Here is a 15057-nt window from a genome sequence, read left to right as displayed (position 1 = left end):
TTTACTGCACCTGGGTAAGGTCGGCGCCGTACCATTTCTCTGACAATTGCTTGAGCGTGCCGTCGGCTTTCATGTCGGCGACGATCTTGGTCAGCGCGCTGTTGAACGCCTCATCGCCCTTGTCCACGGCGATGGCCAGGGGTTCGTAGTAGGCGGGTTTGCCTTCCACCCTGACGATGGGGTAGCCATTCTTGACGGCGGCGACGATGGTGGGCAGGGCGGACAGGGTTGCGTTCAGGCGCACCCCGTCCCCCATGCGCAGGTCATCCAGCGGGCCCATGCTGTCGCCGTACGTGCGAACCTCGCCGGGGGTGACTTCGTAAGTGAAAGGCGGCACATCGGCGGCGTCGATCTTGAGGCGGCGGTTGATATAGTCCTCCGAAGTCGTACCGGCTTCGACGCCGATGATCTTGCCGTTCAGGTCCGCCACTTTGGTCTCGGCCGCGTCCTTGTGCACCGCGAATACATACGGCGTGTAGTAGTAGATCGCGGGGAAGTCGAGCACCCGGGTGCGCTCGGTGGTAGGCGTCATGGAGCCGACCGACAGGTCCCAGCGACTCGACCAGCGCCCGGCGGTGATGATCCCGTATTCGGGCGTCACGAAGTCGACTTTGCTGCCCAGGCGTTTGCCGATTTCGCTGGCGACGTCGATATCGAAGCCTTGCAGCTTATTGTCCGGGCCCAGGAACGATTGCGGTGGCCAGTTGGCCGACGTGGCCACCTTGATCACCTTGGTTTCATGGATGCGGTCGAGGGTCGAGCCCGCCCAGGCCGCACCTGTGAGGCTGGTGAGGGCGGTGGCGACAGCGGCTGCGGTGAAGAAGCGAGTGAACGAGATCATGGGTAAGCCTCCAGTATCTTGAGTGCGGTGCCTGTTGTTTTTATCGGTGACTTCGCAAGGTTCGACGGTGCTGCTCAGTGGCTGAGAATCTGCGACAGGAATTCCCGGGCACGCTCGTGCTGCGGGTTGTCAAAAAACTCGGTGGGTTTGGCTTGCTCGATGATGCAGCCCTGGTCCATGAAGATGATCCGGTCGGCCACCCGCCGGGCGAATCCCATCTCGTGGGTGACGCAGACCATGGTGATGCCGTCCTGGGCCAGTTCGCCCATCACGTCCAGCACTTCCTTGACCATCTCGGGGTCAAGGGCCGACGTGGGCTCGTCGAACAGCATGATGCGCGGGCGCATGCACAAGGCCCGGGCAATGGCGACGCGCTGCTGCTGGCCGCCCGAGAGCTGGCTGGGGTATTTGTCGGCCTGGTTCCCGATGCGCACTCGGTCCAGGTATTCATAGGCCAGCTCGCGGGCCTGGGGCTCGCTGAGCTTGCTCACCAGACGCGGTCCCACCATGAGGTTCTCCAGCACCGTCATGTGCGGGAACAGGTTGAACTGCTGGAACACCATGCCGACCTGGCGCCTTATGCCCGCCACGCAGGCGGCATCACGGGTCAACTCGGTGCCCTCGATGAACACGTGGCCTTTCTGGAAGTCTTCCAGCAGGTTCAGGCAGCGAATCAACGTGGACTTGCCGGAGCCCGACGGCCCGCAGACCACCACGATTTCACCGCTGGCAATGTGCAGGTCGATGCCCTTGAGCACATAAAAATCGCCATACCATTTATGCATGTCCTGGATCGATATTGCAGGGTATGGAGCAGGGACTATTGAGGGCTGATTCATCGTCATGCTCCTGGTTCAGCGATGGGCGCGGTTGAAGTGCTTTTCCAGGCGGGCCTGGACGGTTTCCAGCACGATCGACAGCAGCCAATACAGCACGGCGGCGGTGATCAGCATTTCCAGGTGCCGGAACTCGGCGCGTCCCTGGGTTCGTGCCAGGAACATCAGCTCCCAGACGCCGATCACCGACACCAGCGAACTGTCCTTGAGCATCGAGATGAACTGGTTGCCCGTTGGCGGAATGATCAAGCGCATGGACTGCGGGAGAATCACTCGGGTCATCGTCTGGAACGGGTTCAGGCCAATCGCCCGCGAGGCTTCCCACTGGCCCCGCGAGATGCTGCTGATACCGGCGCGGAAGATCTCCGTCATGTAGGCGCCATAACACAGCGAGAGCGCCAGGATCCCGGCTGGAACCGCCCCGACCACATAACCCAGCTGAGGGATGCCCAGGTAAATCAGATAGATCTGGATCAGCAGCGGGACGCCGCGGAAAAACGAGGTGTAGAAGCTCGCAATCGCAATCGCGAAGCCGTTGGAAGACAAGCGCGCGGTGGCGCCCAGCAGCGCCAGGACGAACGCAATCGCAATCGAAATCGCCGACACGTAGACGGTGGTGAACACCCCCTGGGTGATCATGAAGCCGATTTTGGTCGCGATGAAACTGTAGGAAAGGTTGAAGGTGTCGAAGAACAACAGGAACAGCACCAGCAACTCGCACCAGACCGTGATGATCTGCGCGCGCAAGGGAAAGCGGCCAAGGATGAACAGGTTCAGCACCACCGTCAGGGTGAACGTGCCGCCCACTGCAATATCTCGTGCCAGTGGTGCCTTCAGGTCGAGAACGATGGGGCCCATCAAGTGGGAGAGGCGGCCTTCACCGACGCCGCAGGCGAGCGTGATGATGAAAATCACCACGGCCACCGCGCCCATGAATACCGCGCTGTCCGTCATGCGGGTCTTGACGATATGGTCTCTGTACATGGCTTACGCGCCCCGGGGTGAGCCCCTTTATTGTTGTCAGTCCATTATGGGTTGACGAAATGCCGGGCGGCACCCTGCGTAATGTTGGGATTTGCGGTTTTTATGAGCGTATGAGGGGAGGGGAACCCTACATCTGCCGGAATCTTCTGGCACAGCAAGCGCATTCCACCGAAGAATAGTTCCTATGCTTTTAGCCTCTCTACTGCCGCACCCTGCAAAAAGGAATGCTGGCCTGGCGATTAAAACCGGCCGTTCAAGCGTCCCCAATCCCAGGAACTGAACATGACTCTTCAAGCAAAACTCGATGCATCCAAGGCTGACTTCGTGGCCGGTAAACCACCGTATAACGCGCCGTCCATTGGCACTCCTGATTCAGCAAGCACTCACCCTGTGGCGAGGGAGCTTGCTCCCGCTGGGCTGCAAAGCAGCCCTAGACCCTGCAATCGATATCGACCTGACGGAACACCAGTGCCTGTTTTGGGGCCGCTTCGCAGCCCAGCGGGAGCAAGCTCCCTCACCACAGGTTGTCGTCTGCCCTTACGCTTGCGGTATTGGTCAGACGGTTACCGTTCTGCCACCGGCGCTGAGTGTTTTCGCCCCATTTTCGCGCACGGCATCGCGTTTTTTGAGCGACGCCCCGCGTATCTGCGGGCCTACCACCAGCGGTCCGTTTCTTGCTAGAACCAGCTTAATCAATGACATGGCATTTTGCCGTCAATCATTTCAAAGCTTGATTCGCTGTAGAGGCGAGTGGTTCTAGGAGTAGTCGGACATGCAAAGTGTGTTGTCGCCAGGTATCCGCCTGCTCGGACGTTTTGGATTCGCGCGCAAGTTCCAGATCCTGTTTTTCCTGTTCATGCTGCCCCTGGCGGGCAGCCTGTGGATGATCGCGCAGGAGTACCGCACCAAGCTGACGGTGATTTCCAATGAGCAATCCGGGGTGCGCGAACTGCTGGCGCTGGATGCCCTGGACGCCCAACTGACCGCCCAGCGCAACCTGGCGGCGCGCTGGAAAGCCGCCGACATCCTCCACGACCAGACACCCGCGGCCAAGGCGGCCATGACTGCGGTCGATACCAATTTCCCGCTGATCCTGCAAAGCGTGCAGGCCCTGGGCGAGGCCCTCAAAGCCCAGAACGCCCGCCCGGATATCCTTGCACGTTTTGAGGCATTGCAAGCCTCGGTCACGGGCATGGATTCCCAATCCCTGCGCACCGTGGGCTGGTGGCCGGATGGTTATGACCGTTTCACGTCTGCGCTGAGCGCGATGCAAACCCTGCGCGAACAGATCACCATGGACACCGGGTTGATCCTCGATCCGTGGCTTGAAACCTATTTGCTGATGCAGATTTCCACCCAGCAAACCCCCGACCTGATCGAGCGTATCGGGCGTATGGCGAGCGTCGGGCAGTCATCCATCGCATCGGGGCAGTTCACCCTGCAAAGCCGTTTGCAGATGCGTGATTTGCGCGGTCGCATCGGCGACGCAAGGGACCAGTTGGTCAAGGCCGCCGCATCCCTCAAGGCCAAGCAATACCCGGGGCTGCAAACCTGGATCGCGCCATACGACGACAGCTTGCAACTGCTGGACAACGAACTGAAGACCCTGGACGAAGGCGTGTTCGGCGGCACCATCAAGCTCGATACCACCGGCTTCGAACGCAGTGTGGATGGCATGCTTGGCGCCCTCGGCGCGTTGCGTAAACAGTCGCTGACCTCGCTGGACGCGCGCCTGGGTTACTACCGCGACAGCTCGCTCAAGCAATTCATCCCGGTGGCGGTCACGTTCAGCGTGCTGGCGCTGGCAGCCCTGTACCTGTTCGTGTGCTTGCAGGCATCGATTCGCCGCAGTGCCAGCGGCATCACCACCCTGGCCGAATCCCTGCGCGACGGTAATCTGTGCGTTGAAGTGGCGGTGGAAGGGCGCGATGAACTGGCGGCCATCAGCACGGCGCTCAACGTGGCGGTGGTGCAGTTGCGCACCAGCCTGCTGGGGGTCAATCACGAGACGCAGCAGTTGGGCTCTGCGGTGCTGACACTCAATTCGCAATCGGGCAGCACGCTGACCGAAGTGGAAGACCAGCAACAGCAGATCAGCCAGATTGCAGCGGCCGCCACACAGTTGGCCGCGACCTCCATGGGCGTCGCCAAGAGCTGCGAGCAGGCCTCCGGCAGCGCGCAGAAAACCCGGCAGATTGCCGAGGACAGCAGCCGCGACAGCCAGCGCACCACCGCGAGTATCCAGCAACTCAACCAGCGCTTGACCGACACCTCCGATGCATTGGAGCGCGTCAGCCAGCAGGGCCAGCAGATCCAGTCGGTGGTCGACACCATTCGGGGTATCGCCGAGCAGACCAACCTGCTGGCGCTGAACGCTGCCATCGAGGCTGCGCGGGCCGGTGAACAGGGCCGGGGATTTGCGGTGGTGGCCGATGAAGTGCGCAGCCTGTCGCAACGGACCCAGGCCTCCACGGCGCAGATCGCCGGCACGGTCGACAGTTTGCGCGCGACGGTGAGCCAGGCGGTCACCCTGATGGGCGTGGCCTGTGAGCAGGCGGTGACCGATGCCGAGTCCGTCACGGGCCTGGGCCATCGCCTGGGGGAGATCGCCAGCGCGGTGCAGAGTGTTACTGACACCCTGGCGCAGATCGCCACGGCGGTTGAGGAACAGGCAGCGACGGCGGATGAAGTGAGCGGCAATATCCAGCAGGTTGACCAGGCCGCCGGGCGCTTGCTCGACGGCGCGCGGGCGGTGAACCAGGCGGCGGATAGGTTGAGCAAGGGCAGCCGGGCGTTGAGCGACAACACGGCGCGGTTCCAGCTGGGTTGAGGGCGGCCTACAGCGCAATGGATAGATGTTCTATCATGAGCATCTATTCATAAACGGTGAAGCAATGCCATGAGAGACTTGCCACCCACCTCGACATTGCGCGCCTTTGAGGTTGCCACACGCCACGCAACCTTCACCTCGGCTTCAGAAGAGTTGCATGTCACCCAGAGTGCCGTCAGCCATCAGCTCAAGCACCTTGAAGAACTCTGGGGATTGCAGTTGTTCCAGCGGGGCAAGTCACTCAGCCTGACGCCTGCCGGAGCAGCCCTTGCGCCGATCGTGCGCGAGTTTTTCATGAACCTTGAGGCGACACTCGCGGACCTGCGCGAGCAAAAAGGCAGGGTCCGGCTCAAGGTCAGTACCACCTATTCCTTCGCGCTGAAATGGCTGCTGCCCCGACTGCCGGGCCTGGCCCAACGGCACCCTGAAATATTGGTCACCCTGGACTCCAGCGACAAGATCATCAACTTTTCAAGCGTGGAGGCTGATGTTGCGATCCGCCTGGGCAACGGGAATTACCCGGCGCTGTACTCGGAGTTCCTGTTCCGCGAGCAGATTTTTCCGGTGGCCAGTCCCGATCTGTTGAAACGCTTTGGCCGGCCACACACACCCGCCGAATTGCTGCGCTATCCCTTGCTGATGCGCGACGGCGCCGACCTGGTGCCGAAGTGGGAAGTCTGGTTCCAGCACGTCGGGCTGGCGATTGCGCCGCTCAAGGAAAGTGTCAGGTTTGCGGATACCAACATGACGATCGAGGCGGCTTTGCTCGGCCAGGGCATTGCATTGGCGCGCAGTGGGCATGTGGAGTCAGAGCTGAGCGATGGCAGCCTGGTGAGGCTGTTCGATGTGCCGTTCCCGTCACCGGTCGCTTATTACTTTGTCTGCCCCAAAGGCATCGAGTCCCAGCCGCATATCGTCAGCTTTCGTGATTGGCTGATGCAGGAAGCCGTAAACGCCGGACTGGCTTACGAATAAAGCATGAGGATTTGCTCATTCTTCAATGAGCAGACTTCGCTTCAGTTAAGGCGCCGGTTTGCTTAGGATGGGCGCATGCCTTATCCCATTATTCTCCTGGTCCTCTTCGCTGCCTTACTGCACGCCAGTTGGAATGCGCTGCTGCGTGGCGGCGCCGACCGACTCTGGTCGATGACGGTGATGTGCCTGGCGGTCGCTATCGCCAGTGGCGGCGTTGCGGTGTTCCTGGACCCTCCGGCGCCAGCCAGCTGGTTTTATGTGGTGCTGTCAGCGGTGCTGCACGTGGGCTACAACCTGTTCCTGGTGCGTAGCTACAAAGTCGGAGACCTGGGGCAGACCTATCCGATTTCACGCGGCTCCTCGCCGGTGCTGATCACCCTGGGTGCCGCGGTGTTTGCCGGGGAGAGTGTCTCGGCCAGCTCGCTTCTGGGCATTGCCCTGGTGTCGGGCGGCATCATTTCCCTGGCGTTCAGGGGGCGCCGGCTCGCCGTTCCCAGCCTGCCATACGCCCTGGGCACCGGCTGTTTCATTGCCGCCTACAGCGTGACAGACGGCATCGGCGCGCGCCTGTCGGGTGCGCCGATGGCCTACACGGTATGGATGTGCGCCTTGTGGGGCGTGTTGATGCCGGCGGTGTATATCGGCCTGCGGGGCCCGAAAAGTCTGTTCAGCGTGCGGCCCGGGTTTTTCACGGCCTTCGCCGGTGGGCTGGTGTCGCTCCTGGCCTACGGAATCATTATCTATGCCATGGCCGGTGCGCCCATGGGCGCGGTCTCGGCCTTGCGCGAGACCAGCGTGCTGTTTGCGGCACTGATCGGCTATTTCTTCCTGGGCGAGACACTGACGGTGCGCAAGGTGCTGGCGTGCGTGGTGATTGCTACGGGCACCATCCTGATCGGCTGACAGCAGGCAAAGCATTTTCCACCACCACATGAAGGTTCGCGCAATGGATACCGTCCCGCAGGCACCGCTGATTCTGATAACAGGTGGAAGTCGTGGCGTTGGCGCCGCCACCGCGCGGCTGGCCGCCGCACAAGGTTATGACGTGGCGATCAGCTTCGTTTCCGATGAGTCTGCCGCCCTCGCGGTGGTGGCGGATGTAGAAGCGGCAGGGCGCCGGGCGTTGGCCGTACGCGCGGACAGCGCAGACCCGGAGCAGGTCGTCCAGTTATTTGCGGCGATAGATCGGACGTTCGGGCGCATCGATGTGCTGGTTAACAACGCCGGGATCAACGCGTTGCAGTCCCGGGTCGAAGACTTGCCGTTCGAGCGGATGCAGCGGATTTTCGCGGTCAACGCGATCGGGCCGATGCTGTGTGCCCAGCAAGCGGTGAAGCGCATGTCGTTTCGTCACCAGGGACGGGGTGGTGCCGTGATCAATATCTCGTCGGCATCCGCCCGGCTGGGCAGCCCCAACGAATATGTCGACTACGCCGCATCAAAGGGGGCTCTCGAGACCTTCACCATCGGGTTTGCCAAGGAAGTGGCCAGGGAGGGAATACGCGTCAACTGCATCCGCCCGGGGCATATCTACACCGACATTCACGCCAGTGGCGGGGAGCCAGGGCGGGTTGATCGCGTAAAGGATTCGATTCCCATGGGCCGCGGCGGCCAGCCTGAAGAAGTGGCTCGGGCGATCCTGTGGCTGGCAGGCGCCGAGGCGTCCTTCATCACCGGTACGTTCCTGGATGTCACCGGCGGGAAATGAGCAGCAGGGCGTGGCGCCGAGGTTTCCCTCGGTAGGCCACGCCCGGCATGCATGCACTGGGTCAGCTGTTGAGCCTGACTTGCTCCTTCGCCAGCTTCACCACATTCTGCAGGGTAAAGCCGAACTGGGCCTGCAACTTGGCCAAGGGTGCCGAGGCGCCAAAGCTGTTCATCACCACCTTGGCCCCGGTTTGCCCCACGTAGCGGTCCCAACCCAACGGGCCGGCCTGTTCCACCACCAGGCGTGCCTTCACTGCGGGTGGCAGCACGCTGTCGCGGTAGGCCTGGTCCTGTTCTTCGAACAGTTCCCAGCTCGGCATCGACACCACTTGCGCCGCCACGCCCTCGGCCTTCAGTTGCTCATAGGCGTCTACCGCCAGGCTGACTTCACTGCCGGTGGCCATCAGGATCACCTGGGGCTTATCGGCGCCGGCCAGCACATACGCGCCACGGGAAGTGCCCGACGCCGCTGCGTATTTCGTGCGGTCCAGGGTCGGCAGGTTCTGCCGCGACAGCACCACGCAGGTCGGCCGATGGGTCTGGGCCAGGGCAATTTTCCAGGCTTCCAGGGTTTCATTCGCGTCGCCCGGGCGCAGGGTCAGCAATCCCGGCGTCGCCCGCAACTGGGTCAGGTGTTCGATGGGCTGGTGAGTGGGGCCGTCTTCGCCGACACCAATCGAGTCATGGGTAAACACGAACACCACCGGCAGTTCCATGATCGCCGCGAGACGAATCGGCGGTTTCATGTAGTCGCTGAACACCAGGAAGGTCGAGGTGTAGGGCCGCAGGTACGACAGCGCCATGCCGTTGGCAATCGCGCCCATGGCATGTTCACGAATGCCGAAGTGCAGGTTGCGCCCGCCGTAGTTCTCGGCGCTGAAGCGCCCGGCGTCGTCGAACGTCAGGTTGGTCTTGGTGGACGGCGACAAGTCGGCCGAGCCCCCCAGCAGCCATGGGATCTGCTTGGCAAACGCATTCAACACCTCGCCACCGGCGGCACGGCTGGCGACGCCTTTGGCATCAGTGGCAAAGCTCGGCAGTTGCTCCTGCCAATGCTCGGGCATCTCGCCGGCACGCATGCGGCGCAGTTCATCGGCCAGTTCCGGTTCGTACTGTTCGAGGTGGGACAGGGTTTCAGTCCATTGCTCATACAGCGGCTTGCTGCGCTTGAGCAGTGCATCCCGCAGGACCGTGCGCGCTTCATCCGGCACCAGGAAGCTTGAGTCTTCGGGCCAGCCGTACGCGGCTTTGGTCAGGCGGATTTCTTCATCGCCCAAAGGCTCGCCATGGGCCGACGCGGTGTTGTGTTTGTGGGGCGAGCCATAGCCAATCACGCTGTCGACCACGATCAGCGTCGGTGCCCCGGTGTTTTTCTGGAAGGTGCTAAGCGCGTCGCTCAAAGCCAGCAGGTTGTTCGCATCGGTGACGTGCAAGGTGTGCCAGCCATAGGCCTGGAAACGCTTGATCACGTCTTCGCTGAAGGCCAGTTCAGTGTGGCCTTCGATGCTGATGGTGTTGTTGTCGTAGATCCAGCACAGGTTCTCCAGCTTCAAGTGCCCGGCGATGGACGCGGCTTCGCTGCTGATGCCTTCCATCATGTCGCCGTCGCCGCACAGGGTGTAGACGTTGTAGTCGAACAGCACCTGGTCGTCACGGTTGAAACGCTTGGCCAGCCAACGCTCGGCCATGGCCATGCCGACGCTGTTGGCACACCCCTGGCCGAGGGGGCCGGTGGTGGTTTCCACACCGGTGGTCATGCGGTATTCGGGGTGGCCGGGGGTTTTTGAGCTCATCTGCCGGAACTGCTTGATGTCGTCCAGGCTAATGGCCGGTTGGCCGGAGCGCTTGCCGTGGGCATCAATCTCCACCACGCCTGCCAGGTGCAGCAGCGAATACAACAGCATCGAGGCATGGCCTACCGACAACACGAAACGGTCACGGTTGGGCCAGTCGGGGTGCTCGGGGTGATAGCGCAGGAAGCGGCTCCACAAGGTGTAACCGACGGGCGCCAGGCCCATGGGCGTGCCGGGGTGGCCGGAGTTGGCCTTCTGCACAGCGTCCATGGCGAGGGTACGAATGGTGTTGATGCACTGGGTGTCGACAGCGTTGGCAGCGTGATTCATGGAACCTGTTCTCCATCGGGTGACGATCTACAGTGGAGGGCAGCGTGCGCCAAAGGTTTTATGAAATCGTCTGCCCCGCGACGAACGGGGACGCAAACGCGACAGGTTGATCTCAAACATGACAAGAGCCCGCCGGATGGGCTAGCTTCAAGGGGCATTCAGTCAATGATCAACTTGCGGAGGTACTCCATGCCAGTGAAACACGACCTGTATCAGGACCTGACTTTCACCAGGGAAGACATTCAACAGCGCAGGGCGGGCGACAATTACCTGGATTCGCTGCTCCACCAATATGACAGCGCCGACAAGGAGGTGCTGGAGCTTGAGTCCGCAAGTGGCGGTGACGAGGAGCTGGAGAAATTGAAGAAGAAACGCCTGTTGATCAAAGACAAGATCGTCGAGCAGTTGGAGAAAGCCGCGGCCAAGTAAAATATTTGTTCAGAATTGCCTGAAAGACAGCGACCCCGTCGCTGCCTATCATGCCAACCGTTCGCCCGGCACTGGGGCTCTTAGACGGCGCATGGAATGCGCTGTGGCCGGGCGAACTCTCTCTTTCAAGCCAGCAGCGCGCGCTTGCATTCGTCAATCGAGCGCTGCTGGGTTTCACCGTACAACGTCAACTCGTCGATAGTCTGGCGACCCAGGGCCTTTTCAAACTCGGCCTGGTTGGAGTTGGCCGCGTAGTGACTCTGCGCCGCATCCCCCAGGTTCGACTGGAAAATCCCCGCCGCACTCACCGGCAGAAAATCTTCGTACACCAACGGCTCCAAGTCCACGTGGCCGGCGGCGATCAGTTCGTCCAGGGTTTTAAACTTGTCCTGGGCGGCCAAGCCTTTCTCGGTTACGAAATAGCGGAAGTACGCCAGCTCCTGCTCACGCATCTGCTGGTAATTATCGGGAAACGCCTGGAAGTGCTGCTCCATCAATTCGGTGTAGCGCCCGGCATTGGCCTCATTCGGAAACGCGCCCAATTCATCCCGTGCAGCATTCAGCAGTTGGTCGTACAGCGCGCGACCCTTGGGGGTCAGCGCCACGCCACGTTGTTCGATTTCGCCGAAGCGCGCGCTGTGGCTGCCTTTGGCATCGGTAAAGGCGATTGCCTCGTCGAGGGCCTTGAAGCTGGTCTGGCGCAGCAGGATCGGGCACTGGCGGCGGGGCGGGCCTTCGATCACGGCCTTGGGGGTGATGTCTTTGCCGGGCATCGCGGCCTGCACCTGGTCAATGTCCAGGGTGCGCGGTGTCAGGTGGTTGATGTGCGGGCCCTTGAAGGCGACCACGTCGGCGATCAGCCGGTGCTGGTCGCTCAGTTGCTGGTATTGCGCGGCCGTGACGGTGGCGGTGTGGTGCCAGCGGAAGGTTTCCAGGGCTTGCTGGATAAACTCTTCGGCATGGGCGGCGTCGAGGCCGCCGTCGGCTTCGGCTTGTTGGATCAACTCAAGGGCGCGTGGGGTGAAGATCGAGCGCTTGGCCAGGGCTGACTGGGCGAAGGCCCGCAGTTCCGGGTTTTCGATCAGCTCCAGGCGCAGCAGCGAAGTGAACACCCGGAAGGGGCTGGTTTGCAGGGCGCTTTCATGCACGGCGCGAAAGGCGGTGGAGTGCACCGGTACCCCGGCCGGCGTGAGGTCGTAATAGCCCACCGGCTGCATGCCCATCACCGCAAACAGGCGGCTGATGGTGGCCAGTTCTTCAGCGGTGCCCAGGCGGATGGCGCCGTGGCGCTCCCTGTCCAGGCGCTGGATTTCCCCGGTGCGTTGCAGTTGATGAGCCAGCGCGGTGTCGGTTTCCAGCACCCGGGAATTGGTCTCGGCCACCAGTTCCATCAGTGCGCCATACAGCGGCACTTCATCGCGGTACATGTCAGACATGGCCTTGGAGAAGCCTTTGCGAATCTCGTCAGGGCTGACTGGGCGGGCGGTGGGCATAGAAAAATTCCTGGCGGCTATAGAGAGGAAAAGCACGGATGCCTGATTTTGTTGGGCCTGCCGGCGCCTTGCAAACGAAGATTCCTCTGGACTTCATTCTGCAAATGAATGAGCGGGATGACGTCAGCTTCACGTGCATCTCACCGTCGAAGGGCTCTACACTGGCCGTCACCTCTGAACGCGACGGAAGACTCGATGACGGCACAGCCTGCGACGAACATTCTGGAAACGATTGAAGGCCAGCGCCTGGCCAAGCCTGACGGCGAGCGCTGGCGTGACTGGGGCCCCTACCTGAGCGAACGGCAATGGGGCACGGTGCGCGAAGACTACAGCGCCGACGGCGATGCCTGGCGCTACTTCCCCCACGAGCACGCCCGCAGCCGCGCCTACCGCTGGGGCGAGGATGGCCTGGCGGGCTTCAGCGACAAGGCCCAGCGCTGGTGCCTGGGCCTGGCGCTGTGGAACGAGCGCGACGCGATCATCAAGGAGCGCCTGTTCGGCCTGAACAACGCCGAGGGCAACCACGGCGAAGACGTCAAGGAACTGTACTTTTTCGTCGATGGCGTGCCGAGCCATGCCTACATGCGCATGCTCTACAAATACCCTCACGCGGCCTTTCCCTACGATGACCTGATCACCGAGAACGCCCGCCGTGGCCTTGGAGATGCCGAATACGAGATCCTCGATACCGGGGTTTTCGAAGACAACCGCTATTGCGATGTCACCGTCGAATACGCCAAGCACCAGCCCGATGATGTATTCATGCGCATTACCGTGCACAACCGTTCGGACCAACCCACACGCCTGCAGGTGTTGCCGCACCTGTGGGCGCGCAACGACTGGAGTTGGACCCACGATGCCCCCAGGCCCGAGTTGCGCCTGGAGGGCGAACAGGTGGTGGCGCGGCACCATGAGCTGTTCGATCGCCACCTCAGTGCCTGGGGCCAGGACGGGGTGGAATGGCTGTTCTGCGAGAACGAAACCAACTACCCCAGGCTGGACGGGCAACCGGCGCCGGGGCCGTTCAAGGACGGGATCAACGACTATGTGACCACGGGGGCGCAAGCAGCGATTCGCCGGGACTCGGGGACCAAGGTGGCTGCGCGTTTCATCCTCGAGCTGGCGGGCCAGGAAAGCAAAACCCTGTACCTGCGCTTCGCCCCGGTGGAGGCGCCGTGGATCAATGCGCGCAAGCTGTTCGAAGAACGCCGTCAGGAGACCGATGATTTCTATGCGGCGCTGCAACAGGGCATCGCCGATGAAGACGCGCGCAACGTGCAGCGCCAGGCCCTGGCGGGGTTGCTGTGGTCCAAGCAGCTGTATTACTTCGACGTGAATCAATGGCTCGACGGCGACCCGGCCCAGCCCGCGCCGCCGCCCGAGCGTTTGCATATCCGCAATACCCATTGGCGGCACTTGTCGAATTTCGACATTCTCTCGATGCCCGACACTTGGGAATATCCGTGGTATGCCTCCTGGGACCAGGGGTTCCAGGCGGTGGCCGTTGCCCTGATCGACCCCGGTTATGCCAAGCAGCAACTGTTGCTGTTGGTGAAAGACCGCTTCATGCACCCCAACGGTCAGTTGCCGGCCTACGAGTGGCGTTTTGACGACGCCAACCCGCCGGTGCATGCCTGGGCCAGTTGGCGGGTGTATCAGCAGGACAAGGCGCTGAATGGCGTGGGCGACATGGATTTCCTGGAGCGGATCTTCCACAAGCTGCTGCTGAATTTTTCCTGGTGGGTCAACCGCAAGGACGCCGAGGGCCGCAACCTGTTCCAGGGTGGGTTTCTCGGGCTGGACAACATTGCGCTGTTTGATCGCTCGGCTGATTTGCCGCCGGGTTATCAGTTGGACCAGGCGGACGGTACGGCGTGGGTAGCGGCGTATGCGCTGGACCTGATGCGTATCGGTCTGGAGTTGGCCAAGCGCAATGTCGTGTATGTGGATATCGCGGTGAAGTTCTTTGAGCACTTCCTGTATATCGCCGGGGCGATCAACCGCGTTGACGATGGCGCCGAAGGCTTGTGGGATGAGCAGGACCAGTTTTTCTATGACGTGCTGCATCGGCCTGGCGGTGAAAGCGAACCGGTGCGCCTGCGCTCCATCGTCGGCCTGATGCCGCTGTTTGCGGTGCTGGTGCTGGAGCAGCGCGAGCATGAAGGGCTGGAGGGTTTGCGCGAGCGATTGCTGGGGTTTATGAAGCATCGGCCGGACCTGGCCAAGTTGGTGTCGCGCTGGAACGAGCCGGGGCAGGGTAATCGCCTGCTGCTGGCGCTGTTGCGGGGGGAGCGGACCAAGGATTTGCTGCGGCGGATGCTGGATGAGTCGGAGTTTCTCTCCACCTTTGGGGTTCGTTCACTCTCGAAAGCGTTCGCCGAGGAACCGCTGGCGCTGAAGATGAATGGCAATACGCTGTGTGCCCGTTATGAGCCGGCAGAGTCGGATTCGCGGTTGTATGGGGGTAACTCCAACTGGCGTGGGCCCTTGTGGATGCCGGTCAATTACATGCTGATTGAGTCGCTGCGGGAGTTTCATCGGTACTACGCGGATAATTTCTCGGTGGNNCTGGCGTCGTTGGAGGAGGTTGCGCAGGGGCTGAGCCAGCGGTTGACGAGCCTGTTTCTGAGGGATGAGAACGGTTCAAGGCCGTCGATGGTGGGGTATGCACAGTTGGAGGCGGACCCGGCGAGCCGCGACCTGGTGTTGTTCCATGAGTATTTTCATGGCGAGACCGGGCGGGGGTTGGGGGCTTCGCATCAGACGGGGTGGAGTGCGTTGGTGGCGCTGTTGTTGCAGCCAAAAACCTGAAAACAGCACAATCAAAATGTGGGAGCGG

The 15057-nt window shown here is 61.7% G+C and carries 12 protein-coding genes; 7 read left to right on the top strand and 5 right to left on the bottom strand.

Translation table 11 applies throughout. The features are described from left to right. Nucleotide 1: 1 nt before the first annotated feature. The 3 genes from HX811_RS04570 to HX811_RS04560 all read right to left on the bottom strand — a co-directional run bounded on the left by HX811_RS04570 (nucleotide 2) and on the right by HX811_RS04560 (nucleotide 2661). Nucleotides 2-841 (bottom strand): transporter substrate-binding domain-containing protein, encoded by an 840-nt coding sequence (locus HX811_RS04570; protein WP_003215621.1) that lies wholly within the window; start codon nucleotides 839-841, stop codon nucleotides 2-4. Between the two features lie 74 nt (nucleotides 842-915). Continuing rightward, nucleotides 916-1680 carry an amino acid ABC transporter ATP-binding protein gene (locus HX811_RS04565; RefSeq protein ID WP_023658742.1) on the bottom strand — a complete coding sequence of 255 codons (765 nt, stop codon included), beginning with the start codon at nucleotides 1678-1680 and terminating at the stop codon, nucleotides 916-918. A 15-nt stretch (nucleotides 1681-1695) separates the two neighbouring features. After that, complete coding sequence (locus tag HX811_RS04560) at nucleotides 1696-2661, bottom strand: amino acid ABC transporter permease (RefSeq protein WP_008434702.1); 966 nt, start codon at nucleotides 2659-2661, stop codon at nucleotides 1696-1698. Between the two features lie 772 nt (nucleotides 2662-3433). On the opposite strand from HX811_RS04560, the gene HX811_RS04555 reads away from it, so the two are divergent. From HX811_RS04555 to HX811_RS04540, 4 genes are all read left to right on the top strand, one after another. Further along, nucleotides 3434-5491 carry a methyl-accepting chemotaxis protein gene (locus tag HX811_RS04555; RefSeq protein WP_177044955.1) on the top strand — a complete coding sequence of 686 codons (2058 nt, stop codon included), beginning with the start codon at nucleotides 3434-3436 and terminating at the stop codon, nucleotides 5489-5491. Between the two features lie 69 nt (nucleotides 5492-5560). Beyond that, nucleotides 5561-6466 (top strand): transcriptional regulator GcvA, encoded by a 906-nt coding sequence (gene gcvA / locus HX811_RS04550; protein ID WP_177044953.1) that lies wholly within the window; start codon nucleotides 5561-5563, stop codon nucleotides 6464-6466. 75 nt (nucleotides 6467-6541) lie between these two features. Continuing rightward, the gene (locus HX811_RS04545; RefSeq protein WP_177044951.1) at nucleotides 6542-7369 is read left to right on the top strand and encodes a DMT family transporter; all 828 of its coding nucleotides are present in this window, start codon (nucleotides 6542-6544) and stop codon (nucleotides 7367-7369) included. Nucleotides 7370-7412: 43 nt separating this feature from the next. Then, the gene (locus HX811_RS04540; RefSeq protein ID WP_003215653.1) at nucleotides 7413-8174 is read left to right on the top strand and encodes an SDR family oxidoreductase; all 762 of its coding nucleotides are present in this window, start codon (nucleotides 7413-7415) and stop codon (nucleotides 8172-8174) included. A 61-nt stretch (nucleotides 8175-8235) separates the two neighbouring features. Here the strand turns inward: HX811_RS04540 and tkt are convergent, their stop codons facing one another. Continuing rightward, on the bottom strand, nucleotides 8236-10296 hold the full coding sequence (gene tkt, locus HX811_RS04535) for a transketolase (RefSeq protein ID WP_177044950.1): 2061 nt from the start codon (nucleotides 10294-10296) through the stop codon (nucleotides 8236-8238). Nucleotides 10297-10485: 189 nt separating this feature from the next. Here tkt and HX811_RS04530 point away from each other — a divergent pair, with 189 nt between their 5' ends. After that, nucleotides 10486-10725 (top strand): DUF465 domain-containing protein, encoded by a 240-nt coding sequence (locus tag HX811_RS04530; protein WP_177044948.1) that lies wholly within the window; start codon nucleotides 10486-10488, stop codon nucleotides 10723-10725. A gap of 125 nt (nucleotides 10726-10850) precedes the next feature. Here the strand turns inward: HX811_RS04530 and HX811_RS04525 are convergent, their stop codons facing one another. Then, a complete protein-coding gene (locus tag HX811_RS04525; protein WP_177044946.1) occupies nucleotides 10851-12218 on the bottom strand; it encodes a VOC family protein in 1368 nt (455 codons plus the stop codon). A 38-nt stretch (nucleotides 12219-12256) separates the two neighbouring features. Here HX811_RS04525 and HX811_RS04520 point away from each other — a divergent pair, with 38 nt between their 5' ends. Next, a complete protein-coding gene (locus HX811_RS04520; RefSeq protein WP_177044944.1) occupies nucleotides 12257-12454 on the top strand; it encodes a hypothetical protein in 198 nt (65 codons plus the stop codon). Further along, on the top strand, nucleotides 12414-15029 hold the full coding sequence (locus tag HX811_RS04515; protein ID WP_177044942.1) for a glucosidase: 2616 nt from the start codon (nucleotides 12414-12416) through the stop codon (nucleotides 15027-15029). The genes HX811_RS04520 and HX811_RS04515 overlap by 41 nt, the downstream gene beginning before the upstream one ends. Nucleotides 15030-15057 lie beyond the last annotated feature (28 nt).

Origin of the sequence: Pseudomonas sp. F8002, from assembly GCF_013385495.1 — a bacterium.
Taxonomy (GTDB): domain Bacteria; phylum Pseudomonadota; class Gammaproteobacteria; order Pseudomonadales; family Pseudomonadaceae; genus Aquipseudomonas.
This window is presented reverse-complemented; position numbering and strand designations above follow the sequence as displayed.

Coding starts and splice junctions, on each gene's coding strand:
- tkt (WP_177044950.1), bottom strand. CDS start 10,296: ATGAATCACGCTGCCAACGCTGTCGACACCCAGTGCATCAACACCATT.
- HX811_RS04570 (WP_003215621.1), bottom strand. CDS start 841: ATGATCTCGTTCACTCGCTTCTTCACCGCAGCCGCTGTCGCCACCGCC.
- gcvA (WP_177044953.1), top strand. CDS start 5,561: ATGAGAGACTTGCCACCCACCTCGACATTGCGCGCCTTTGAGGTTGCC.
- HX811_RS04555 (WP_177044955.1), top strand. CDS start 3,434: ATGCAAAGTGTGTTGTCGCCAGGTATCCGCCTGCTCGGACGTTTTGGA.
- HX811_RS04565 (WP_023658742.1), bottom strand. CDS start 1,680: ATGAATCAGCCCTCAATAGTCCCTGCTCCATACCCTGCAATATCGATC.
- HX811_RS04520 (WP_177044944.1), top strand. CDS start 12,257: ATGCCTGATTTTGTTGGGCCTGCCGGCGCCTTGCAAACGAAGATTCCT.
- HX811_RS04525 (WP_177044946.1), bottom strand. CDS start 12,218: ATGCCCACCGCCCGCCCAGTCAGCCCTGACGAGATTCGCAAAGGCTTC.
- HX811_RS04560 (WP_008434702.1), bottom strand. CDS start 2,661: ATGTACAGAGACCATATCGTCAAGACCCGCATGACGGACAGCGCGGTA.
- HX811_RS04540 (WP_003215653.1), top strand. CDS start 7,413: ATGGATACCGTCCCGCAGGCACCGCTGATTCTGATAACAGGTGGAAGT.
- HX811_RS04530 (WP_177044948.1), top strand. CDS start 10,486: ATGCCAGTGAAACACGACCTGTATCAGGACCTGACTTTCACCAGGGAA.
- HX811_RS04545 (WP_177044951.1), top strand. CDS start 6,542: ATGCCTTATCCCATTATTCTCCTGGTCCTCTTCGCTGCCTTACTGCAC.